This window comes from Aeromicrobium sp. NPDC092404, assembly GCF_040684095.1.
In the GTDB taxonomy this organism is placed as follows: Bacteria; Actinomycetota; Actinomycetes; order Propionibacteriales; family Nocardioidaceae; genus Aeromicrobium.
Genome location: NZ_JBFBFI010000001.1, coordinates 1,957,254 through 1,979,492, shown reverse-complemented (window position 1 = coordinate 1,979,492; position 22,239 = coordinate 1,957,254). Strand labels below are relative to the sequence as shown.

Annotated in this window: 19 protein-coding genes; 16 read left to right on the top strand and 3 right to left on the bottom strand. The window is 68.3% G+C overall.

The genetic code is table 11. The features are described from left to right. Positions 1 to 15 precede the first annotated feature (15 nt). Positions 16 to 3,834 carry a DNA-directed RNA polymerase subunit beta' gene (locus AB0N22_RS10015; RefSeq protein ID WP_364638941.1) on the top strand — a complete coding sequence of 1,273 codons (3,819 nt, stop codon included), beginning with the start codon at positions 16 to 18 and terminating at the stop codon, positions 3,832 to 3,834. Between the two features lie 54 nt (positions 3,835 to 3,888). Here the strand turns inward: AB0N22_RS10015 and AB0N22_RS10010 are convergent, their stop codons facing one another. Together AB0N22_RS10010 and AB0N22_RS10005 are read right to left on the bottom strand one after the other, a co-directional pair. Continuing rightward, on the bottom strand, positions 3,889 to 4,650 hold the full coding sequence (locus tag AB0N22_RS10010; RefSeq protein ID WP_364638938.1) for a cutinase family protein: 762 nt from the start codon (positions 4,648 to 4,650) through the stop codon (positions 3,889 to 3,891). Beyond that, on the bottom strand, positions 4,647 to 5,759 hold the full coding sequence (locus AB0N22_RS10005; protein WP_364638935.1) for an acyltransferase family protein: 1,113 nt from the start codon (positions 5,757 to 5,759) through the stop codon (positions 4,647 to 4,649). The genes AB0N22_RS10010 and AB0N22_RS10005 overlap by 4 nt, the downstream gene beginning before the upstream one ends. Before the next feature lie 59 nt (positions 5,760 to 5,818). Here AB0N22_RS10005 and AB0N22_RS10000 point away from each other — a divergent pair, with 59 nt between their 5' ends. Continuing rightward, positions 5,819 to 6,283, top strand: coding sequence for an NUDIX domain-containing protein (locus tag AB0N22_RS10000; RefSeq protein WP_364638932.1), 465 nt, complete (start codon positions 5,819 to 5,821; stop codon positions 6,281 to 6,283). On the opposite strand, the gene AB0N22_RS09995 is transcribed toward AB0N22_RS10000, so the two are convergent. After that, the gene (locus AB0N22_RS09995; RefSeq protein ID WP_364638930.1) at positions 6,259 to 7,392 is read right to left on the bottom strand and encodes a hypothetical protein; all 1,134 of its coding nucleotides are present in this window, start codon (positions 7,390 to 7,392) and stop codon (positions 6,259 to 6,261) included. The genes AB0N22_RS10000 and AB0N22_RS09995 overlap by 25 nt on opposite strands. Positions 7,393 to 7,543: 151 nt before the next feature. Between AB0N22_RS09995 and AB0N22_RS09990 the strand changes: the two genes are divergently transcribed. The 14 genes from AB0N22_RS09990 to rplB all read left to right on the top strand — a co-directional run bounded on the left by AB0N22_RS09990 (position 7,544) and on the right by rplB (position 22,224). Further along, on the top strand, positions 7,544 to 8,275 hold the full coding sequence (locus tag AB0N22_RS09990) for a GntR family transcriptional regulator (protein WP_364638927.1): 732 nt from the start codon (positions 7,544 to 7,546) through the stop codon (positions 8,273 to 8,275). Between the two features lie 43 nt (positions 8,276 to 8,318). Continuing rightward, positions 8,319 to 9,608 (top strand): hydroxyacid-oxoacid transhydrogenase, encoded by a 1,290-nt coding sequence (locus AB0N22_RS09985; protein WP_364638924.1) that lies wholly within the window; start codon positions 8,319 to 8,321, stop codon positions 9,606 to 9,608. Between the two features lie 130 nt (positions 9,609 to 9,738). Further along, positions 9,739 to 12,546: an FAD-linked oxidase C-terminal domain-containing protein gene (locus tag AB0N22_RS09980; protein ID WP_364638921.1), complete on the top strand. Its 2,808-nt coding sequence runs from the start codon at positions 9,739 to 9,741 to the stop codon at positions 12,544 to 12,546. Between the two features lie 4 nt (positions 12,547 to 12,550). Then, positions 12,551 to 13,276: a maleylpyruvate isomerase family mycothiol-dependent enzyme gene (locus tag AB0N22_RS09975; protein ID WP_364638918.1), complete on the top strand. Its 726-nt coding sequence runs from the start codon at positions 12,551 to 12,553 to the stop codon at positions 13,274 to 13,276. Between the two features lie 181 nt (positions 13,277 to 13,457). Beyond that, positions 13,458 to 13,832 carry a 30S ribosomal protein S12 gene (gene rpsL, locus AB0N22_RS09970; RefSeq protein ID WP_364638915.1) on the top strand — a complete coding sequence of 125 codons (375 nt, stop codon included), beginning with the start codon at positions 13,458 to 13,460 and terminating at the stop codon, positions 13,830 to 13,832. Next, positions 13,832 to 14,302 (top strand): 30S ribosomal protein S7, encoded by a 471-nt coding sequence (rpsG, locus tag AB0N22_RS09965; protein WP_056399273.1) that lies wholly within the window; start codon positions 13,832 to 13,834, stop codon positions 14,300 to 14,302. Before rpsL ends, rpsG begins: the two co-directional genes overlap by 1 nt. 68 nt (positions 14,303 to 14,370) lie before the next feature. After that, entirely contained in the window at positions 14,371 to 16,482 is a 2,112-nt protein-coding gene (gene fusA / locus AB0N22_RS09960; RefSeq protein ID WP_364638911.1) for an elongation factor G, read from the top strand. A 90-nt stretch (positions 16,483 to 16,572) separates the two neighbouring features. After that, positions 16,573 to 17,766: an elongation factor Tu gene (tuf, locus tag AB0N22_RS09955; RefSeq protein ID WP_364638908.1), complete on the top strand. Its 1,194-nt coding sequence runs from the start codon at positions 16,573 to 16,575 to the stop codon at positions 17,764 to 17,766. Between the two features lie 154 nt (positions 17,767 to 17,920). Beyond that, on the top strand, positions 17,921 to 18,835 hold the full coding sequence (locus AB0N22_RS09950) for a cation diffusion facilitator family transporter (protein WP_364638905.1): 915 nt from the start codon (positions 17,921 to 17,923) through the stop codon (positions 18,833 to 18,835). 315 nt (positions 18,836 to 19,150) lie between these two features. Beyond that, complete coding sequence (gene rpsJ, locus AB0N22_RS09945) at positions 19,151 to 19,459, top strand: 30S ribosomal protein S10 (protein WP_012923688.1); 309 nt, start codon at positions 19,151 to 19,153, stop codon at positions 19,457 to 19,459. A gap of 14 nt (positions 19,460 to 19,473) precedes the next feature. Next, complete coding sequence (gene rplC / locus AB0N22_RS09940; protein WP_364638902.1) at positions 19,474 to 20,130, top strand: 50S ribosomal protein L3; 657 nt, start codon at positions 19,474 to 19,476, stop codon at positions 20,128 to 20,130. A gap of 4 nt (positions 20,131 to 20,134) precedes the next feature. After that, positions 20,135 to 21,076 carry a 50S ribosomal protein L4 gene (gene rplD, locus AB0N22_RS09935; RefSeq protein WP_364638899.1) on the top strand — a complete coding sequence of 314 codons (942 nt, stop codon included), beginning with the start codon at positions 20,135 to 20,137 and terminating at the stop codon, positions 21,074 to 21,076. After that, on the top strand, positions 21,073 to 21,378 hold the full coding sequence (rplW, locus tag AB0N22_RS09930; protein ID WP_159537239.1) for a 50S ribosomal protein L23: 306 nt from the start codon (positions 21,073 to 21,075) through the stop codon (positions 21,376 to 21,378). Before rplD ends, rplW begins: the two co-directional genes overlap by 4 nt. Positions 21,379 to 21,396: 18 nt before the next feature. Continuing rightward, complete coding sequence (rplB, locus tag AB0N22_RS09925; protein WP_364638896.1) at positions 21,397 to 22,224, top strand: 50S ribosomal protein L2; 828 nt, start codon at positions 21,397 to 21,399, stop codon at positions 22,222 to 22,224. The last annotated feature ends 15 nt before the right edge of the window (positions 22,225 to 22,239 follow it).

Here is a 22,239-nt window from a genome sequence, read left to right as displayed (position 1 = left end):
GGAAAGAAGACCAACGTGCTTGACGTGAACTTCTTCGATCAAATCCGGATCGGTCTCGCGACCGCCGACGACATCCGCGGATGGTCGTTCGGCGAGGTCAAGAAGCCCGAGACGATCAACTACCGCACGCTCAAGCCCGAGCGTGACGGACTCTTCTGCGAGAAGATCTTCGGTCCCACCCGGGACTGGGAGTGCTACTGCGGCAAGTACAAGCGCGTGCGCTTCAAGGGCATCATCTGTGAGCGCTGCGGCGTCGAGGTGACGCGGTCCAAGGTGCGTCGCGAGCGCATGGGCCACATCGAGCTCGCCGCCCCGGTCACGCACATCTGGTACTTCAAGGGTGTGCCCAGCCGGCTCGGCTACCTGCTCGACCTGGCTCCGAAGGACCTCGAGAAGGTCATCTACTTCGCGGCCTACATGATCACCAAGGTCGACGAGGACGCTCGCCACCAGGACCTGTCGAGCCTCGAGACCAAGATCGACCTCGAGCGCAAGCAGCTCGAGAGCCGTCGTGACAACGAGGTCAACGAGCGCATGCAGAAGCTCGAGGAGGACCTCAAGGCACTCGAGGACGAGGGCGCCAAGGCCGACGCCAAGCGCAAGGTCAAGGACGCCGCCGAGCGTGAGGCCAAGCAGCGTCGCGACCGTACGCAGCGCGAGATCGACCGTCTCGACGAGGTCTGGAACCGGTTCAAGAACCTCAAGGTCCAGGACCTCGAGGGCGACGAGCTGCTCTACCGCGAGATGACGTACCGCTTCGGCAAGTACTTCGAGGGCTACATGGGCGCCTCGGCGATCCAGAAGCGCCTGCAGGACTTCGACCTCGAGGCCGAGGCCGAGTCCCTGCGCGAGATCATCGCGACCGGCAAGGGCCAGAAGAAGACCCGTGCGCTCAAGCGCCTCAAGGTCGTCTCGGCGTTCCTCGGCAGCAGCAACGCGCCCGAGGGCATGGTCCTCGACGCCGTCCCGGTGATCCCGCCGGAGCTGCGCCCGATGGTCCAGCTCGACGGTGGACGCTTCGCGACCAGCGATCTCAACGACCTCTACCGCCGCGTGATCAACCGCAACAACCGGCTCAAGCGACTGCTCGACCTGGGTGCTCCGGAGATCATCGTCAACAACGAGAAGCGCATGCTGCAGGAGGCCGTCGACTCGCTGTTCGACAACGGCCGCCGTGGTCGCCCGGTCACCGGACCGGGCAACCGTCCGCTGAAGTCGATCTCCGACATGCTCAAGGGCAAGCAGGGTCGCTTCCGCCAGAACCTGCTCGGCAAGCGCGTCGACTACTCGGGCCGCTCGGTCATCATCGTGGGCCCGCAGCTCAAGCTGCACCAGTGCGGTCTGCCCAAGCAGATGGCGCTCGAGCTGTTCAAGCCCTTCGTCATGAAGCGGCTCGTCGACCTCAACCACGCGCAGAACATCAAGAGCGCCAAGCGCATGGTCGAGCGGGCTCGCCCGGTCGTGTGGGACGTCCTCGAAGAGGTCATCACCGAGCACCCGGTGCTGCTCAACCGTGCTCCCACGCTGCACCGTCTGGGCATCCAGGCGTTCGAGCCGCAGCTCATCGAGGGCAAGGCCATCCAGATCCACCCGCTCGTCTGCTCGGCCTTCAACGCCGACTTCGACGGTGACCAGATGGCCGTGCACCTGCCGCTGAGCGCGGAGGCGCAGGCCGAGGCTCGCGTCCTGATGCTGTCGACCAACAACATCCTGAAGCCGTCCGACGGCCGGCCGGTCACCATGCCGACCCAGGACATGATCATCGGTCTGTACTTCCTGACGCTCGAGCGCCAGGGGCACATCGGTGAGGGTCGCGCATTCAGCTCGGTCTCCGAGGCGATCATGGCGTTCGAGCGTCACGAGATCACGCTGCAGAGCCACGTCAAGATCCGCATCGGCGGCGAGACCGTCGAGACGACCCTGGGTCGCGCGATCTTCAACGAGGCGCTGCCCGAGGACTACCGCTACGTCAACTACCAGGTGGGCAAGAAGGAGCTCGGAGTGATCGTCAACGATCTCGCCGAGCGCTACTCCAAGGTCGACGTCGCCAACTCCCTCGACAACCTCAAGGACACCGGCTTCCACTGGGGCACCCGCTCCGGCGTGACCATCTCCATCGAGGACGTCGTGACCCCGGGCCGCAAGCCCGAGATCCTCGCGACGTACGAGACGCAGGCCGCCAAGGTCCAGACGCAGTTCGACCGCGGTCTGATCACCGAGGACGAGCGCCGTCAGGAGCTCATCGAGATCTGGACGCAGGCCACTGCCGAGGTCTCGGCCGAGATGGAGAAGGGCTTCCACGAGGACAACCCCATCTACATGATGGTCGACTCCGGTGCCCGCGGAAACATGATGCAGGTCCGTCAGATCGCCGCCATGCGTGGTCTGGTCGCGAACCCGAAGGGCGAGATCATCCCTCGCCCCATCAAGGCCAACTTCCGCGAGGGCCTGTCGGTGGTCGAGTACTTCATCGCCACCCACGGTGCCCGCAAGGGACTTGCCGACACCGCTCTGCGCACGGCCGACTCGGGCTACCTGACGCGTCGACTCGTCGACGTCAGCCAGGACGTCATCATCCGTGAGGACGACTGCGGCACCGAGCGTGGTCTGCCCAAGGTCATCGCGACCAAGCTCGACGACGGCCGCCTGGTCGCCGCCGAGAACGTCGAGACCTCGGCCTACTCGCGCACCGCGGCCACCGACGTGACCGACGCCGAGGGCACGGTCCTCGTGCCGGCCGGCGGCGACCTCGGCGACGTCGAGATCGCGCAGCTCATCGCTGCCGGTGTCGAGCAGATCAAGGTCCGTACGGTCCTGACGTGCGAGGCCAAGGCCGGCACGTGCGCCAAGTGCTACGGCCGATCGCTCGCGACCGGCAAGCTCGTCGACATCGGCGAGGCGGTCGGCACCATCGCCGCCCAGTCGATCGGTGAGCCCGGCACGCAGCTGACGATGCGTACGTTCCACACCGGCGGTGTGGCCGGAGACGACATCACGCACGGCCTGCCGCGCGTCGTGGAGCTCTTCGAGGCGCGTCAGCCCAAGGGTCGTGCGCCGATCACCGAGTCCGCTGGCCGGGTCGAGATCGATGACTCCGACAAGACGCGCAAGCTCGTGGTGACGCCGGACGACGGTTCCGAGGTGCTGGAGTACCCCGTGACCAAGCGTTCGCGCCTGCTCATCGCCGACGGCGACCACGTCGAGGTCGGTCAGCAGCTCACGCACGGCACCCCGGATCCGCAGGAAGTCCTGCGCATCCTCGGTGTCCGCCGGGCGCAGGAGCACCTCGTGGACGAGGTCCAAGAGGTCTACCGCTCGCAGGGCGTGGCGATCCACGACAAGCACATCGAGATCATCGTGCGCCAGATGCTCCGTCGCGTGACGGTCATCGAGCAGGGCGCGTCGAACCTCATCCCGGGTGACCTGGTCGATCGGGCCAAGTTCGAGGAGGAGAACCGTCGCGTGGTCGCCGAGGGTGGCACCCCCGCCTCCGGCCGTCCGGTCCTGATGGGCATCACGAAGGCCTCGCTGGCCGTCGAGTCGTGGCTGTCGGCCGCCTCCTTCCAGGAGACGACCCGCGTCCTGACCGACGCCGCCATCCACGGCAAGTCGGATGCGCTGCGCGGCCTCAAGGAGAACATCATCATCGGCAAGCTCATCCCGGCTGGTACCGGTCTCGACCGTTACAAGAACATCCGGGTCGAGCCGACCGAAGAGGCCCGTCAGGCCGCCTACGCCGTCACCGGCTACGGCGACTACGACTACGGCTTCGGCGCGCCGGACGCAGCTCCGGTGCAGCTCGATGACTTCGACTTCACGTCGTACGAGAAGTAACCCAGCACCACCGACGACAGCCCCCGGCCGACCGGTCGGGGGCTGTCGTGCGTCCTAGACCCCGTTGGCCCGCAGGATCTTCGCGAGCTGTCGACCGGTGGACCTCGCGTGCGCCGGGGTCTCGTAGAAGTGCCGGTGCGTCTCGGACAGCGGACCCTCGTAGCCGCCCTCGGGCCAGTTGCAGATCTCGTCGCGCGCGGCGCAGAACGTGATGGCGCGGTCCCGCCACCGCGCGCCGAGCTCGGGTCCGGCGCCGAACGCGCCGGGACCAGGTGCGGCGTCGCCGTAGCTCCACGCCGTGATCGGGTCGGCGGGGTTGCGGATCGGGTCCGCGATCATCGCGACGAGCGCGACCTGCTTCTCCGGCTCCAGGTCGCTGACCAGCTCGTGCACCACGTGGGCGCCCTGGCTGAACCCGATGATCGCGACACGGCTCTCGGGGCAGCGCTCCGCCAGCTCGTCGAGCCGGGCCCGCGTACGGCCCATGCCGTCCTCGATGTTGCCCCGGTGGAAGTCGCTGGTGGGGGCCACCTCGGCGCGATAGGGGACGCCCTCCAGCCGGACGGTCGCCGGGGACGAACGATGCAGCTCGGCCGACATCGCGCGCACCGAGGCCAAAATCTCGCGTCCGGAGCCTTGGTTGCGGCCCGCGTCCTGGCCGGCGCCCCGCAGGCCCAGCACGACGAGGTCGGCGCACCCCGTGGAGACGAGCACCGGGGGAGTGCCGCGAGAGGGCCGGGGATCGACCGGTCCCGAGCAGGCGGTCAGGGCGAGCACGACAGCCAGTGCCCCGCCAAGAACCGCCCCGCGGCTCACCGGTTGGTGACGCTGTCGTCGCGTCGGCCGGGGGTGGGCTCGCTCGGCGGCTCGGCAGCCGGTTTCGCCGCCTCGACGGGGCGGAAGAGCCAGTTCAGCTTCGGCTCGAAGACCGGCCGGAACGCCGTGGCGACCGGCTTGGTCATGAGGAGGTTGGCGACGACGACGGCGACGAGGGAGCAGCCGACGACGGCCGCTGCCCCGAAGCGGTCGACGCGGTCGAAGACCTCGAACTCGTACTGCAGGTACACGATGATGTAGCCGTGGATCAGGTAGCAGTAGAACGTACGCCCGCCGAGTGCGGTGGTCCACGATCGCCGCCGGGGCACCAGTGACAGCGCTGCGAACGTCAGCACGAACCCGATGACCAGCAGCTCGGCCCGTTGCGTGATGCCCTCCATCGCGGTGGCACTCAGAGGGTTCTCGTCGTAGCGCTGCTTCCAGAGCAGCCAGTCGGTCTCCCAGTTCTTGGAGTAGAGATAGCAGACCGCCAACGCCGAAGCGAGCAGCACCAGGGAGGCCGCGCGCACGCGAGGCGTCGTGAGCCGTTCGAATCGTTCGCGGCTCATGTGCAGGCCGACGACGTAGAACGGCAGGAACCCGAGGATCTTCGGCAGCGCCAGCACGTTGGGGACCTCGATCAGCCCGACGAGGAGCGAGATCACGATCGAGGTCGTGATGGGGTACTTCAGCGCCCGCCAGATCGGCGTGGTGAGCCGCCACACGAACAGGGCTGCCATGAACCAAGCGAGCCACTGCGGCGACAGGATCATGAGGGGATCGGGCTCGCCGGTGTAGTGCCGGCTGATGAGCTGCAGCGTGGTCTCGACGATGAGGTAGGGCACCACGAGGGTGCTGACGATCCGGCGCACCTGGCGCGCGTCACCCATGTAGCGGCGGGCCGTGTAGCCCGAGATCAGGATGAAGAACGGCATGTGGAACGAGTAGATCCACACGTAGACGCCACGGGCCGAGTCCATGTCAGTGAACTGCGTCAGCGAGTGGCCGATCACCACCAGGAGCATGACCCAGTAGCGGGCGTTGTCGAGGTAGGCCACGCGCTCCTTGGCCGGAGACGTGGTGACGGGCAACGGTTCGAGAGCGCTCATTGTGGTTGACTCTATAAGCACCGCCTGAACGTGCACTGTGATCAACCAGGGGAGCTCGAGTGGTCGACCCGTCCCGCACCCAGCGCCTGGGTGCGTACGCCGTCGCGGTCGACGCAGACCGTCTCCTGCTGACCCGGATCTCCCCGATCGGCTACCCCGCCGGCACGTGGACGTTGCCCGGCGGCGGCGTCGACCACGGCGAGTCGCCGCACGACACCGTGCGGCGGGAGCTCTACGAGGAGGCCGGCCTCGAGGCGCTCAGCGCCCGCCTCGTCGACGTCCACCACGTGCACATCGTCGAGGTCGGGCGCGGGGACCAGTACGAGGACTATCACGGCGTTCACCTGCTCTACGCAGTCCAGGTCGACGCCACGATCGAGCCGCACGTCGTGGACGTCGGCGGCACGACGGACGAGGTCCGCTGGGTGCCGATCGACGAGATCGGCTCAGCGACGGGCCCGGTCCTCCCGATGGTCGCCCACGCGCTGGAGCACCTGGATCACTTCGCAGCAGGCGGGTCGTAGAAGAGCACGGTGTAGTTGGCGCGGGCCGACAGCACGTACGTGGCCCGAGCCGTCCCACCGTTCCTGGTCCGCGACGAGTAGGTCGTGCTGACCTGGTTGAGGTCCTCGACGACGTCCTTGGAGATGCGGCCGGTCGGGCTGTTGGTCAGGGCGTACTGCTCCGCCGCCACGTCGGCGTCGACCGCGTGCTTGGCGGTGATCACGACAAAGCTCGGGCGATAGCCGCTGAGCAGGATCGTGGCGCTCGTCGGGGCGGTCCAGCCGTTGAGCAGCTTGCTCGTGGGCGGCGCGTCCTCGTCCATCTTGGGCCAGATGTATCCGGACTTCTCGGGCGAGTCGACGCTCTCGACGTCCTCGAGCGAGTTGGAGTCGCCGGTCAGCTGCCCCTGGCGCGGCTCGCCGATGTAGGACACCGAGAGCATCATCACGGGACGCGTCAGGTCGGACGGGCCGGAGGTCCGGTTGGCGATCTTGCCGGGGTCGACCGTCAGGACGACGCGGAGGTCGCGATCACCGGCGGCCGTGCCGTCGACGGACATGCGGCAGCTCGTGATGCGTCGCTCGAGGGCGCTGCAGTAGGCGCTCAGGTCGTCGGTGACGACGCCGGCGTCGGGCACGAGGGCATCGATCTGCGCGAGCATCCGGCGCACGACCTCGGTCGGCGAGCCGTCGATGCGCATGAGGGAGATCGTGGAGTCCGGCCTGGGCGGGTCCTCGAGGAGCTTGAACGAGTCGTCGCTCGGCCTGGTGTCGGGCGCCGGCGTGGTGGGCGTGGGCGGCGTCTCCTCGCTGGCGTCCTCCTTGGCCTTCGCGCGATCCTCGGCGTCCTTCTGCGCCTGCGCGGCCTTGAGCTCGGGCAGGTAGGCCGCGATCAGCCGGGAGCTGCGGAACCGGATCAGCGGCCCGAGCTGGGTCGCGCCCGGGGGCGCCTGAAGTCCGTACGTGATCGGGCTCTCGGGTCCCGCCTCGTGCTCCTGGACGTCCGGGGCCTGCGTCGTCGTCCGTGTGGTCGTCGGCGTGGGGTCGGCGCCGGATCCCTGGCCGTCGCACGCGGCGAGCAGGCTCACGGCGAGGAGGGGTGCCACCACCCGGAAGCAACGAGACTTCATGCAATCCCCTCGTGGAGGTCCCCGGAGGGACGCGACTGGTCAGGCGTGCCGGGCAATCGCTTGCGACGAGGCCTCGTGCGCCAAGCCCACACGATATCGTTCCCGGCCAAGGGGTCCGACCGTATGGTCCGGGTTCGGAGAGGGGCGCGCGATGGCGGCACGGGTCACGACGACCGATCGCGTGTTCGCCTCCCTCCGCGAGTCGATCCTCGGAGGCGAGTTTCCGGCGGGCTCACTGCACTCCATCTACCGACTGGCCGATCTTCTCGGCGTCTCGCGCACGCCCGTCCGCGAGGCGGTGCTGCGGCTCGCCGACAGCGGGCTGGTCACGATCGAGCGGAACCGCGGCGTGCGCATCCGCGGCGTGTCGGTCGGCGACATCAAGGCGGTGTTCGAGCTGCGGCTCATGATCGAGGTGCCGTCCGCAGCGTACGCCGCGGAGCACGCCGGCGAGGCCGAGCTCGACACGTTGCGGGCCGAGCTCGACTCCATGCGCGCGGCGGCGGAGGGCCTGGACGAGGTGCGGTTCACGGCCCACGACCGTGCCCTGCACCACGCCATCGGCGCGATCCTCGGCAACGCCAAGGCCCTGCAGGAGGTCGCCGCCCTGCGCGACTCGATCCAGACGCGCGGCGCCTCGACGTTGCACCGCTCACGGGGCATGGCGGAGATCCTCGGCGAGCACGTGCCGATCGTCGAGGCCGTCGTGGCCAGGGACCCGGGCGCGGCCGCGGCTCACATGGAGGAGCACCTTGTCAGCACCGCCGCCCTGCTCATGGACCAGGCCGCCTCGTCCGAGGATCCCGCACCCGGCCCCGACTGGGCCGACCACCTGCGCCGGCACCTGTACGCACCGGGTCGCACGGCCGCTCGGAGGGAGTAGCATGCTAGTAGTCCGAGTGCGCCGACCTGCCAGGAGCTGAACCGTGCCGAGCTTCCATCCCACGAATCCCGAGACGGTCTTCACCTACGGTGCGCCGGGCCTGAAGTTCGGCGTGGGCGCCCGGCACGAGCTCAGCCACGACCTCGCGCAGCTCGACGCCGGCCGCGTGCTGATCGTGACGGACCCCGGGGTAGCGGCGACCGGAGCACCTGCCGAGATCGCCGAGTCGCTGCGCGCCGCCTCGATCGAGACCGTGGTGTTCGACCGTTCACGGGTGGAGCCCACGGACGGCAGCCTGGTCGAGGCGATCGACTTCGGCCGCGCGGAGGGTCCGTTCGACGTGATCATCGCCGTCGGCGGCGGCAGCAGCATCGACACCGCCAAGGCGGTCAACCTGCTGCTGACCAACGAGGGCGAGCTGATGGACTACGTCAACGCCCCGGTCGGTCAGGCGCGCCCCCCGAAGAATTCTCTGCTGCCCCTCATCGCCGTCCCCACCACGACCGGCACCGGCAGCGAGAGCACGACCATCTGTGTCCTCGACGTCGTGAGCCAGCACGTGAAGACCGGGATCTCGCACGCCCGGCTCCGCCCGACCCTCGCCGTCGTCGACCCCGAGCTGACGCTGACGCAGCCGGCCGGCGTGACCGCGGCATCCGGTCTCGACATCCTCTGCCACGCCCTCGAGAGCTACACGGCGCGGCCCTACGAGTCGTACGAGCGCAAGCGTGCCGATGAGCGGGTGCCCTACTGCGGGGCGAACCCGATCGCCGACATGTGGTCGGAGAAGGCGTTGACCCTCATGGCCTCGTCGTTCCGCAAGGCCGTGCGCGACGGCGACGACCTCGCGGCGCGGACCGAGGTGGCGATGGCGGCGACGTTCGCGGGGCTCGGTTTCGGCAACGCCGGCGTGCACATCCCGCACGCCAACGCGTACCCGATCGCAGGCCAGGTGCGCGACTTCCAGCCCGAGGGGTACGACGCCGATCACGCCATGGTGCCCCACGGGATGGCGGTGTCGCTGACCGCACCCGCAGCGTTCCGCTACACCTTCGAGGCGTCGCCGGAGCGCCACGTCCGTGCGGCCGAGCTCCTCGCGCCGGGAGCGGATCGGCCCGACGATGCCGCTGAGTTCCTGCCGCAGGTGCTGGCCGGGATCATGCGCGACGTGGGCATCCCGAGCGGCATCGGCGGGGTGGGCTTCGGCGCCGGCGACATCGACGCGCTCGTCGAAGGCACCATGAAGCAGCAGCGCCTGCTGGCGACGGCCCCCCGCGAGGTCACCGAGGACGCTGTCGCGACGATCCTCGACGAGTCGATCGAGCTGTGGTAGCCGTGACGCGCTCCTTCGTCGCGCTCGGGCGCGGCTTCGCCGCTGCACGGCTGTCGGCCTCCGGCCGACCTTTGGTTGCGGGCTTTGGCGCTGCACGGCTGTCGGCCTCCGGCCGATCATGGTGACGTCGGTGGTGACGACCGAGGTCGTCCACGAGCTGCGACGGCTCGGCGTTGCCGACGTCGACGACTCGTCGTTGGCGCGAGCGCTCTACAGCACCGACGCGTCGCTCTACCGGGTCGTCCCGCACGTCGTCGTCCGTCCGCGAAGCGTCGAGGAGGTGCTGGCCACCGTCGAGGCCTGCCGGGTGACCGGGACACCGCTGACGTCGCGGGGTGCCGGCACCTCGATCGCGGGCAATGCCATCGGCACGGGTGTCGTGATCGACTTCACCCGCCACCTCAACCGGGTCCACGACGTCGACGTCGAGGCACGCACGGCCCGGGTCGACCCCGGCACCGTGCACGCCGTCCTGCAGAAGGCCGTCACGCCCTTGGGGCTTCGATTCGGTCCGGACCCGTCGACCCACACGCGGTGCACGATCGGCGGGATGATCGGCAACAACGCGTGCGGCTCGCGTGCCCTGGCGTACGGGCGCACGGCCGACAACGTCGTCGGCCTCGACGTGGTGACGATGTCGGGCGAGCAGCTGACGGTCGGCGCGGGAGCACGTGCCGCGTCACCCACCCTCGACCGGCTCGAGGAGGTCGTGCAGGGCGGGCTGGGCCCGATCAGGACCGAGTTCGGCAGGTTCGGCCGCCAGGTCTCGGGCTACAGCCTGGAGCACCTGCTGCCCGAGCGTGGCTTCGACGTCGCGACCTTCATGGCCGGCACCGAGGGAACGCTGGCGACGATGACCGGGGCGACGGTCCGGCTCGTCGAGGACCCGCCGCACCGGCAGATCCTGGTCCTCGGGTACGCCTCGATGGCCGAGGCCGGCGACGACGTTCCGGCCCTGCTGCCGTTCGGGCCGACGGCGTGCGAGGGCCTCGACTCCCGGATCGTGGACGTCTTCCGGACGCACACCGGCTCGGTGCCGGAGCTGCCGCGCGGCGAGGGATGGCTGTTCGTGGAGATCTCTGGCACCGACCCGGCCGAGGTGGCCGACACCGTGCAGCGCGCGGCGGCCGCCTCCTCGGCAGTGGCCAGCCGGGTCGTGACCGACCCGCGGGAGCAGGCCGTGCTCTGGCGCATCCGCGAGGAGGGGGCGGGGCTCGCGACCCGCACGCTGCCCGGCAAGGCGCTGTCCGGCTGGGAGGACGCTGCGGTGCCGCCCGAGAGGCTCGGCACCTACCTGCGCGAGTTCGACGCGCTGCTGCGCGAGAACGGGCTCGACGGTGTGCCGTACGGCCACTTCGGCGACGGCTGCATCCACGTACGCATCGACTTCCCCCTCGACGCGGTCGGCGGCAAGGAGCTGTTCCGGTCGTTCATGTTCGACGCCGCGACACTCGTCGCCTCGCACGGTGGCTCGTTCTCGGGGGAGCACGGCGACGGCCGGGCCCGCTCGGAGCTGCTGCCGTTGATGTACTCCGCGGACGCCATCGACCTCTTCGCGCAGGTCAAGGCCGTCTTCGACCCCGAGGACCTGCTCAATCCGGGCGTCCTGGTGCGCCCGCGTCCGCTCGACGCCGAGCTCCGGGGCCCCGAGTCGTCGCGAGACCGCCTCGACGGCCGACTGGGGCTGCGGCTCCTGCACGACGACGGCGACTTCGGCAAGGCGGTGCACCGCTGCACGGGCGTCGGCAAGTGCGTCGCCGACAACAGCGGCTCGCACGGGGTCATGTGCCCGTCCTTCCAGGCGACCCGCAACGAGAAGGACTCGACACGCGGTCGCGCGCGGGTGCTGCAGGAGATGATCGACGGCCGGCTCGTGACCGGCGGGTTCCGCTCCTCCGAGGTGCACGAGGCCCTGGACCTCTGCCTGTCCTGCAAGGGCTGCGCCAAGGACTGCCCGACCGGGACCGACATGGCGACCTACAAGTCCGAGGTGCTGCACCAGTCCTACAAGGGCCGGGTGCGGCCTCGCAGCCACTACATCCTCGGCCGGCTGCCGTTCTGGGCCCGCGTGACCTCACCGGTCGCGTGGCTCGCGAACCTCGGCCTGCGCATGCCGGGGATCCGTTCGCTGGCCCGTTGGGCGGCCGGCGTCGACCAGCGCCGCAGCCTCCCCACGTTCGCCCGGGGGACCTTCAGCCGGTGGGCGCGCCGCCGGACGACCGACACCGCCGGCCGGCCGCGCGTGCTGCTGTGGGCCGACTCGTTCACGGACTACTTCTCCACCGACGGCGGCAAGGCGGCCGTGCGGGTCCTGGAGGGTGCCGGCTACCACGTCGAGCTGCTCGACCGGTCGGCGTGCTGCGGCCTGACGTGGATCACGACGGGCCAGCTCGACCGGGCCCGGTCGATCGTCGCGAGCACGGTCGCGCAGCTTCATCCGTACGTCGCCGAGGGCGTGCCGATCGTCGGGCTCGAGCCGTCATGTCTGGCGGTGCTGCGCTCGGACGCCGTGGAGCTTCTCGACGACCCGCGCGCCGTCGACGTGGCGCGAGGGGTCTTCACCCTGTCGGAGCTGTTGCGGCGGACCGACGGCTGGCGTCCGCCTGACCTGACCGGCACGACGCTCGTCGTCCAGCCGCACTGCCACCAGGCGTCGGTCCTGGGGTTCGAGGCGGACCTCGCCGTGATGGAGTCCACCGGGGCCACGATCCAGCGGCTCTCGGGCTGCTGCGGGCTGGCGGGGAACTTCGGCGTCGAGAAGGGCCACTACGAGGTGTCCGTCGCCGTTGCGGAGCAGCAGCTCCTGCCCGCGGTGCGTGACGCCCCGGCCGGTGCGGTCGTTGTCGCTGACGGATTCTCCTGCAGGACCCAGCTGGACGACCTAGCCTCGGTCCAAGCGCTGCACCTCGCCCAACTCCTCACCACCGACGGAAGCTGACGCCATGGACCACATGCTCGAGCTCGGCTCGGCCATGTCGCGGTTCGCGGAGATCGTGGGGAAGGCGTCGGGTGACGAGACGGTGCCGGCCTGCCCGGGCTGGACCGTACGCGACCTGGCCACGCACCTCGGCACGATCCACCGCTGGGCCGCCGCTACGGTCCTGTGCGGGCAGCGCCTGCACGAGCCCGAGGTGCTGGTCACCGAACCCGTCGTCGAGTGGTACGCCGGCACCGCGACGGCCCTGCTCAGCGCCCTCCAGGCCGTCAGCCCCGAGGAGCCCGTCCCCAACTTCTCGTACGTCGGTGAGACCGCGGCGTTCTGGGCCCGCCGGCAGATGCACGAGACGACGGTCCACACGACCGACGCCGCCCAGGCCGTCGGGATCGACGAGGCGGACTGGGGCGTTGCGGCGGCCGTCGCGGCCGACGGCATCGACGAGGTCGTGCAGGTGTTCTTCCCGCGCATGACCGCGCGCAGGCAACGGCCGGACGTCCGCTCGCGGATCCGGCTGATCGCCACTGACGTCCAGCAGTCATGGCTCATCGCCCCGGGAACGGGTGACTTCGGGCCGCCGATCGAGCTGCACCCGTCCCTCGACGCGGACGGCTCGGTGAGCGGCACGGCCGTCGAGCTCTACCTCGGGCTCTGGAAGCGCCTCGGGCCCGAGCGACTCGACTTCGAGGGCGTCGACGGACGCATCCTGTTCGACGGCCCGACCACGCCCTGACCGTCGCTCCGCCCTGACTGGTCGACCGCGGCTCCCACGGTTTGGAAGTTGGTGCAGGCGCCCGGTAGTATTGGCTGCTGTGCCTGAACCATTCAGGCCGATGCACGCATCCTGCCGGATTGCACGGTGGCGAGTGCATCACGACTCATGGCTCACACCAGTCAGAAGAAGGAAGTTTGTAGTGCCCACGATCAACCAGCTGGTCCGCAAGGGCCGCACGCGCAAGGTCGTCAAGACGACGACCCCCGCGCTCAAGGGTTCGCCTCAGCGGCGCGGTGTCTGCACCCGCGTCTACACCACCACTCCGAAGAAGCCGAACTCCGCGCTCCGCAAGGTCGCCCGCGTGAAGCTCTCGAGTGGCACCGAGGTCACTGCATACATCCCGGGCGAGGGTCACAACCTGCAGGAGCACTCGATCGTGCTCGTGCGTGGTGGCCGAGTCAAGGACCTTCCCGGTGTCCGTTACAAGATCGTTCGCGGCGCCCTGGACACGCAGGCCGTCAAGGGCCGCAAGCAGGCCCGCAGCCGCTACGGCGCCAAGAAGGAGAAGAGCTAATGCCTCGTAAGGGTCCGGCAACCAAGCGCCCCGTCGAGACTGACCCCGTCTACGGGAGCCAGCTCGTCACCTCGCTCATCAACAAGGTCCTGGTCGACGGCAAGAAGCAGGTCGCCCAGCGCATCGTCTACACCGCGCTCGAAGGCACCCGCGAGAAGTCCGGCACCGATCCGGTCATCACGCTCAAGCGCGCCCTCGACAACGTCAAGCCGTCGATCGAGGTCAAGAGCCGCCGTGTCGGTGGCGCGACCTACCAGGTCCCGATCGAGGTTCGCGCCTCGCGTCAGAACACCCTGGCCCTGCGCTGGCTCGTGAGCTACGCCGGCGCCCGTCGTGAGAAGACCATGGCCGAGCGCCTCATGAACGAGCTGCTCGACGCCTCGAACGGTCTCGGCGGCGCGGTCAAGAAGCGCGAGGACACGCACAAGATGGCTGAAGCCAACAAGGCCTTCGCCCACTACCGCTGGTAATCCAGCACCACCTTCACCAGTCGCCGTGACCCGGCGACGCTCCGTAACAAAGGGAAAGCGACAAACTCGTGGCAACCGACATCACCACCGACCTCAACCGGGTCCGCAACATCGGCATCATGGCGCACATCGATGCCGGCAAGACCACGACGACCGAACGCATCCTCTTCTACACCGGTATCAACTACAAGATCGGTGAGGTCCACGACGGCGGCGCCACGATGGACTGGATGGAGCAGGAGCAGGAGCGCGGCATCACGATCACGTCGGCCGCGACGACCTGCTGGTGGAAAGACAACCAGATCAACATCATCGACACCCCCGGTCACGTCGACTTCACGGTCGAGGTCGAGCGCAACCTGCGCGTCCTCGACGGTGCGGTCGCGGTGTTCGACGGTGTCGCCGGTGTCGAGCCGCAGTCCGAGACGGTCTGGCGCCAGGCCGACAAGTACGGCGTCCCGCGCATGTGCTTCGTCAACAAGCTCGACCGCACCGGCGCGAGCTTCGACTTCTGCGTCAAGACGATCCGCGAGCGCCTCGGCGCCGTGGCGCTCGTGCTCCAGGTGCCGATCGGCGCCGAGGGCGACTTCATCGGTGTCGTCGACCTGGTCGGCAACCGTGCGCTCGTCTGGCGCGGCGAGACCGCGATCGGCGAGGACTACACCGTCGAGGAGATCCCCGCGGACCTGGTCGACAAGGCCGCCGAGGCCCGCAACGAGATGATCGAGACGCTCGCCGACCACGACGACGAGTTCGCCGAGGCCTACCTCGACGGCGCCGACATCACGCCCGAGCTGCTCAAGCCGGCCATCCGTCGCGCGACGCTGGCCGCCAAGCTCAACCCGGTCCTGTGCGGCACGGCGTTCAAGAACAAGGGCGTCCAGCCCCTGCTCGACGCGGTCATCGACTTCCTGCCGTCGCCGATCGACGTCGGCGCGATCTCCGGTCTCGATCCCCGCGACGAGAGCAAGACCGACACGCGTGAGCCCAACGAGAGCGAGCCGTTCGCGGCGCTGGCGTTCAAGATCGCGTCCGACCCGCACCTCGGCAAGCTGACCTACCTGCGCGTCTACTCCGGTCGCCTCGAGGCCGGCAGCACGGTCATCAACGTGACCAAGGGTCGCAAGGAGCGCATCGGCAAGATCTACCAGATGCACGCCAACAAGCGTGCCGAGATCGCATCCGTGGGCGCCGGCCAGATCGTCGCCGTCATGGGCCTCAAGGACACCACGACCGGTGAGACGCTGGCCGACCCGCAGAAGCAGATCGTCCTCGAGTCGATGACGTTCCCCGCGCCGGTCATCCAGGTCGCGATCGAGCCCAAGACCAAGAGCGACCAGGAGAAGCTCGGCACCGCGATCCAGCGGCTCGCCGAGGAGGACCCGACGTTCCAGGTCCACACCGACGAAGAGACCGGTCAGACGATCATCGCCGGCATGGGCGAGCTGCACCTCGACATCCTCGTCGATCGCATGAAGCGCGAGTTCAACGTCGAGGCCAACGTCGGCAAGCCCCAGGTCGCCTACCGCGAGACCATCAAGCGCAAGGTCGAGAACGTCAGCTACACCCACAAGAAGCAGACGGGTGGCTCCGGCCAGTTCGCCAAGGTCATCATCAGCATCGAGCCCACGGGCCCGATCTCCGGTGGCGAGGGTGGCTACGAGTTCGACAACGCCGTCACGGGTGGTCGTGTCCCGCGCGAGTACATCCCGTCGGTCGACCAAGGTGCGCAGGACGCGATGCAGTTCGGTGTTCTGGCCGGCTACCAGATGGTCGACGTCAAGGTGACCCTCGAGGACGGCGCGTACCACGACGTCGACTCCTCCGAGCTCGCGTTCAAGCTGGCCGGCTCGATGGCTTTCAAGGAAGCCGCGCGCAAGGCCGATCCGGTGATCCTCGAGCCGATGTTCGCGGTCGAGGTCACCACGCCCGAGGACTACATGGGCGATGTGATCGGCGACCTCAACTCTCGCCGTGGCCAGGTTCAGGCCATGGAGGAGGGCATGGGCGGTGTCAAGATCGTCAAGGCACTCGTTCCCCTGTCCGAGATGTTCGGGTACGTCGGCGACCTGAGGTCCAAGACCTCGGGCCGTGCGTCATACTCGATGCAGTTCGACTCCTACGCGGAGGTTCCCAAGAACGTCGCGGAAGAGATCATCAAAAAGGCCCGCGGCGAGTAGCAGCGGTCCATCTCATAAGATGGCCTGAGGCTTCCGTACGGCGGGACCCAACGGCGTTCAACAGCAACCAATTCGAAGAAGGAGCCCCAAGTGGCTAAGGCGAAGTTCGAGCGGACCAAGCCGCACATGAACATCGGCACCATCGGTCACATCGACCACGGCAAGACGACTCTTACCGCGGCGATCACCAAGGTGCTGCACGACAAGTACCCCGATCTGAACGAGGCCTCGGCCTTCGACCAGATCGACAAGGCGCCTGAGGAGAAGCAGCGCGGCATCACGATCTCGATCTCGCACGTCGAGTACCAGACCGAGAACCGTCACTACGCGCACGTCGACTGCCCGGGTCACGCTGACTACGTCAAGAACATGATCACGGGTGCGGCTCAGATGGACGGCGCGATCCTCGTGGTCGCCGCCACCGACGGTCCCATGCCCCAGACGCGCGAGCACGTGCTGCTCGCTCGCCAGGTCGGTGTGCCCGCGATGGTCGTCGCGCTCAACAAGTGCGACATGGTCGACGACGAAGAGATCCTCGAGCTCGTCGAGCTCGAGGTCCGTGAGCTCCTGAGCGATCAGGAGTTCGACGGCGACAACGTCCCCGTCGTCAAGGTCGCCGCTCACCCGGCGCTCCAGGGCGACGCCAAGTGGGGCGAGTCGATCCTCGAGCTCATGCAGGCTGTCGACGACTACATCCCGATGCCCCCGCGCGAGACGGACAAGCCGTTCCTCATGCCCGTCGAGGACGTCTTCACGATCACCGGTCGTGGAACCGTCATCACCGGTCGTATCGAGCGCGGCATCATCAAGGTCAACGAGACCGTCGACATCGTCGGCATCCGTGAGACCAAGCAGACGACGACCGTCACCGGCATCGAGATGTTCCGCAAGCTGCTCGACGAGGGTCAGGCCGGCGAGAACGTCGGACTGCTGCTTCGCGGCACCAAGCGCGAAGACGTCGAGCGCGGCATGGTCATCATCGCGCCCGGTTCCACGACTCCCCACACGGAGTTCGAGGGCCAGGTCTACATCCTGTCCAAGGAGGAGGGTGGCCGTCACACGCCGTTCTTCAACAACTACCGTCCGCAGTTCTACTTCCGCACCACGGACGTCACCGGCGTCGTCACGCTGCCCGAGGGCACCGAGATGGTCATGCCCGGCGACAACACCGAGATGAGCGTTGAGCTGATCCAGCCCATCGCCATGGAGGAAGGCCTCCGCTTCGCCATCCGTGAGGGTGGTCGCACGGTGGGCGCCGGACGCGTCACGAAGATCAACAAGTGAGCTAGCACCACCAGCTCTCTGCGAAGAGCCCCGTCCTGCTTCGGCAGGGCGGGGCTCTTTCGTCGTCCTGGCCGTCCTGACACTGGTTACCGGTGGCGTCCCCTTGGCGGACGTGGCCTCGTTGTTGAGGCAACGTCGCCGTACCCTTATTGGCATGGGACACGACCACGCGCACGGTGCCGGCGCGACGCACCGCGGGCGTCTGGCGCTCGTCCTGGTGCTCTCCGTCGGGGTGATGCTGGTCGAGGCCGTCGTCGCGTGGCTGACCGGCAGCCTCGCGCTGCTGGCGGACGCCGGGCACATGCTGGGCGACTCGTTCGGCATCGTCATGGCCCTGGCGGCGATCACCGTCGCGCAACGCGGCGGGGGACCGGGGTCCCGCCGGACCTTTGGCTACTCACGGACCGAGGTCCTCGCCGCAGGAGTGAACGGACTGGTCCTGCTGGGACTGGCCGGCTGGGTCGCGGTCAGCGCGATCCGGCGCTTCGGTGACAGTCCCGAGCTCGAGGGCGGCCTCATCCTCGTCGCCGGTGCGATCGGCCTCGTCGTCAACCTGCTGGGCCTCCTGCTGCTGCGCGGGGGCGCGCAGGAGAGCATCAACGTCCGCGGTGCCTACCTCGAGGTGCTGGGCGACGCCCTCGGCTCGGTGGCGGTGCTGGTCTCGGCGGGCGTCATCCTGCTGACCGACTGGTATCCGGCCGATGCGATCGCCTCGCTCGTCATCGCGGCGATGATCGTCCCGCGCGCGATCTCCCTGCTCAGGGAGGTGGCCGAGGTACTCCTGGAGTCGACGCCGCGCGGCGTCGACCTGGTCGAGCTGCGGGAGCACATCCTCGCGATGGACGGCGTCGAGGACGTGCACGACCTGCACGTCTGGACCATCACGTCAGGCATGCCGATCATGAGCGCGCACGTCGTGGTCGAGGACTCGGTCACCGGGATGGACGAGGCGCACAGCGTGCTCGACCGGCTGCGCGGCTGCCTGGCGGACCACTTCGACGTCGAGCACTCGACGTTCCAGATCGAGCCTGCCGGTCACCTGGACTCCGAGAGCCACGTGCACCACTAGGGCCTGGCTAGCACCTCGACGGCCTCGATTTGTCTTACGCCCCGCGAGTCTGTCAGAATAGTTCGGTTGCTCCGGCTCGATCGCTGGGGCGCCGACCGTCCGGCCTCTCACGCCGATCATGACGCCGGTGCCGAACCTGAGATCGAGCTTGTCCCGCTGAAGCGGGTCCAACCACCTAACTCGACAAGTGTGTGACGTATGCCCCCATGTGGCCGCGACACGCCCGACCTCGGGGGTCGGCGGGAGGGAGGAGCCTTTCTCCCTCGATCCGGGGTGAGACTGCGAAGCGAACGAACGTAAAGGACAAGCGAGAGCATGGCGGGACAAAAAATCCGTATCCGGCTCAAGGCCTACGACCACGAGGTCATTGACTCGTCGGCGCGCAAGATCGTCGACACGGTGACGCGCACCGGCGCCAAGGTCGCAGGACCGGTGCCGCTGCCCACCGAGAAGAACGTGTTCTGCGTGATCCGTTCGCCGCACAAGTACAAGGACAGCCGCGAGCACTTCGAGATGCGCACGCACAAGCGCCTCATCGACATCATTGACCCGACGCCGAAGACAGTCGACTCGCTCATGCGCCTCGACCTGCCTGCCGGCGTCGACATCGAGATCAAGCTCTGAGGGGGACAGCGACCATGAGCACCAGCAGCACTGCCACCACGCGCGGCCTCCTCGGCCGCAAGCTCGGCATGACCCAGGTCTGGGACGCCGACAACAAGATCGTTCCCGTCACCGTGATCGCCGCCGACACCAACGTCGTCACGCAGATCCGTACGCGTGAGACCGACGGCTACTCCGCCGTCCAGCTCGGCTTCGGCGAGATCGACGGCCGCAAGGTCAACAAGCCGGTCTCCGGCCACTTCGACAAGGCCGGTGTGACTCCTCGCCGCCACCTCGTCGAGATCCGCACCGAGGCCATCTCGGACTTCACGCTGGGCCAGGAGGTCTCCCCGGAGATCTTCGCCGCCGGCGACGTCGTCGACGTCACGGCGACCAGCAAGGGCAAGGGCTTCGCCGGAGTCATGAAGCGTCACGGCTTCCACGGCGTCGGCGCCTCGCACGGTGCGCACCGCAACCACCGCAAGCCCGGCTCGATCGGTGGCTGCGCCACCCCGGGTCGTGTCTTCAAGGGCCTGCGCATGGCCGGCCACATGGGCGCCGAGCAGGTGACGACGCAGAACCTCAAGGTTCACGCCGTCGACGCCGACAAGGGCGTCATCCTCATCAAGGGCGCCGTACCCGGGCCCAAGGGCGCACTCGTCGTCATCCGTTCCGCAGTGAAGGGAGCCTGACCTCATGGCCAAGACCATTGATGCTCAGCTGCCTGTCGACATCTTCGACGTGCAGGTCAACATCCCGCTCATCCACCAGGTCGTCGTGGCGCAGCTCGCCGCGGCTCGCCAGGGCACGCACAGCACCAAGACGCGTGGCGAGGTGTCCGGTGGTGGCAAGAAGCCGTACCGCCAGAAGGGCACCGGTCGCGCTCGTCAGGGCTCGATCCGCGCACCCCAGTACAACGGTGGTGGCACGGTGCACGGCCCGACGCCGCGTTCGTACGACCAGCGCACGCCCAAGAAGATGAAGGCTGCCGCTCTGCGCGGTGCCCTCTCGGACCGGGCTCGTTCGGGTCGTCTGCACGTCGTCGACAGCATCGTCTCCGGCGACACGCCGTCGACCAAGCTGGCCCTGGCCACGCTGCGCGAGCTGACCCCGCGTCCCCGCGTGCTGCTCGTCGTGGACCGTGACGACACGATCACGTCGCTCAGCCTGCGCAACATCGGCGAGACCGTCATCCTGACGTTCGACCAGCTCAACACCTACGACGTCCTGCTCAGCGACGACATCGTGTTCACCCAGGCAGCGTTCGACGCCTTCGTGGCCGCGCGTTCCGCCGAGGGCACCAAGACGATCGCCCTGAGCGCGGCAGCGACCGAGGTCGACGCCCGCGACGCCAAGCCGGCCAAGAAGGCGCCCACCAAGAAGGCCCCGGCCAAGAAGGCAGCAGCCACCGAGGCCGTCGCCGACGAGGACAAGCCGGCCAAGAAGACCGCCGCCAAGAAGGCGCCTGCGAAGGCTGCTGACGAGGCGCCGGCCAAGAAGGCCACCGCCAAGAAGGCGGCCGCCGACGAGGACAAGCCGGCCAAGAAGGCTGCCGCCAAGAAGGCCCCCGCGGCCAAGAAGGCGCCGGCCAAGAAGACCGCTGCCAAGAAGGCTGCACCCGGAGGCGATGACAAGTGAGCACGATCCACAAGGACCACCGCGACATCCTGATCGCGCCGGTCGTCAGCGAGAAGAGCTACGGCCTGCTCGATGACAACAAGTACACCTTCGTGGTGCACCCCGACGCCAACAAGACGGAGATCAAGATCGCCGTCGAGAAGATCTTCGGCGTCAAGGTCACCGCAGTGAACACGCTCAACCGCAAGGGCAAGACCCGCCGCACGCGTTCGGGTCTCGGCAAGCGCAAGGACACGAAGCGAGCCATCGTGAGTGTCGCCGCAGGCCAGAGCATCGACATCTTCGCAGGCCCGAGCGCCTGAGACGAGGACTGAAGACATATGGCAATTCGCAAGTACAAGCCGACAACCCCGGGCCGTCGTGGCTCGAGCGTTGCCGACTTCGCCGAGATCACCCGCACGACGCCTGAGAAGTCGCTGACGGAGCCGCTGCCCAAGAAGGGCGGCCGCAACAACCAGGGACGCATCACGACGCGTCACCAGGGTGGCGGTCACAAGCGCGCCTACCGCATCATCGACTTCCGTCGCTACGACAAGGACGGCGTGCCGGCCAAGGTCGCTCACATCGAGTACGACCCCAACCGCACCGCTCGCATCGCGTTGCTGCACTACGCCGACGGCGAGAAGCGCTACATCATCGCGCCCGAGGGCCTGAAGCAGGGCATGACGGTCGAGTCCGGCGTCGGTTCCGACATCAAGGTCGGCAACAACCTGCCCCTGCGCAACATCCCCGTGGGCACGCTGATCAACGGCATCGAGCTGCGTCCGGGCGGTGGCGCCAAGATGGGCCGCTCCGCCGGCACCAAGGTCCAGCTCGTCGCCAAGGAGGGCAACAAGGCGCAGCTGCGTCTGCCCTCCGGCGAGATGCGCTACGTCGACGTGCGCTGCCGCGCCACGATCGGCGAGGTCGGCAACGCCGAGCAGTCCAACATCAACTGGGGCAAGGCCGGCCGCAACCGCTGGAAGGGCAAGCGCCCGACCGTCCGCGGTGTCGCCATGAACCCGGTCGACCACCCGCACGGTGGTGGTGAGGGCAAGACGTCCGGTGGACGTCACCCGGTCTCCCCGTGGGGCAAGCCGGAAGGCCGTACGCGCAAGCGCAAGGCCAGCGACCAGATGATCGTCCGCCGCCGCAAGTCCGGCCGCTGAGAGGGATTGGTTAAC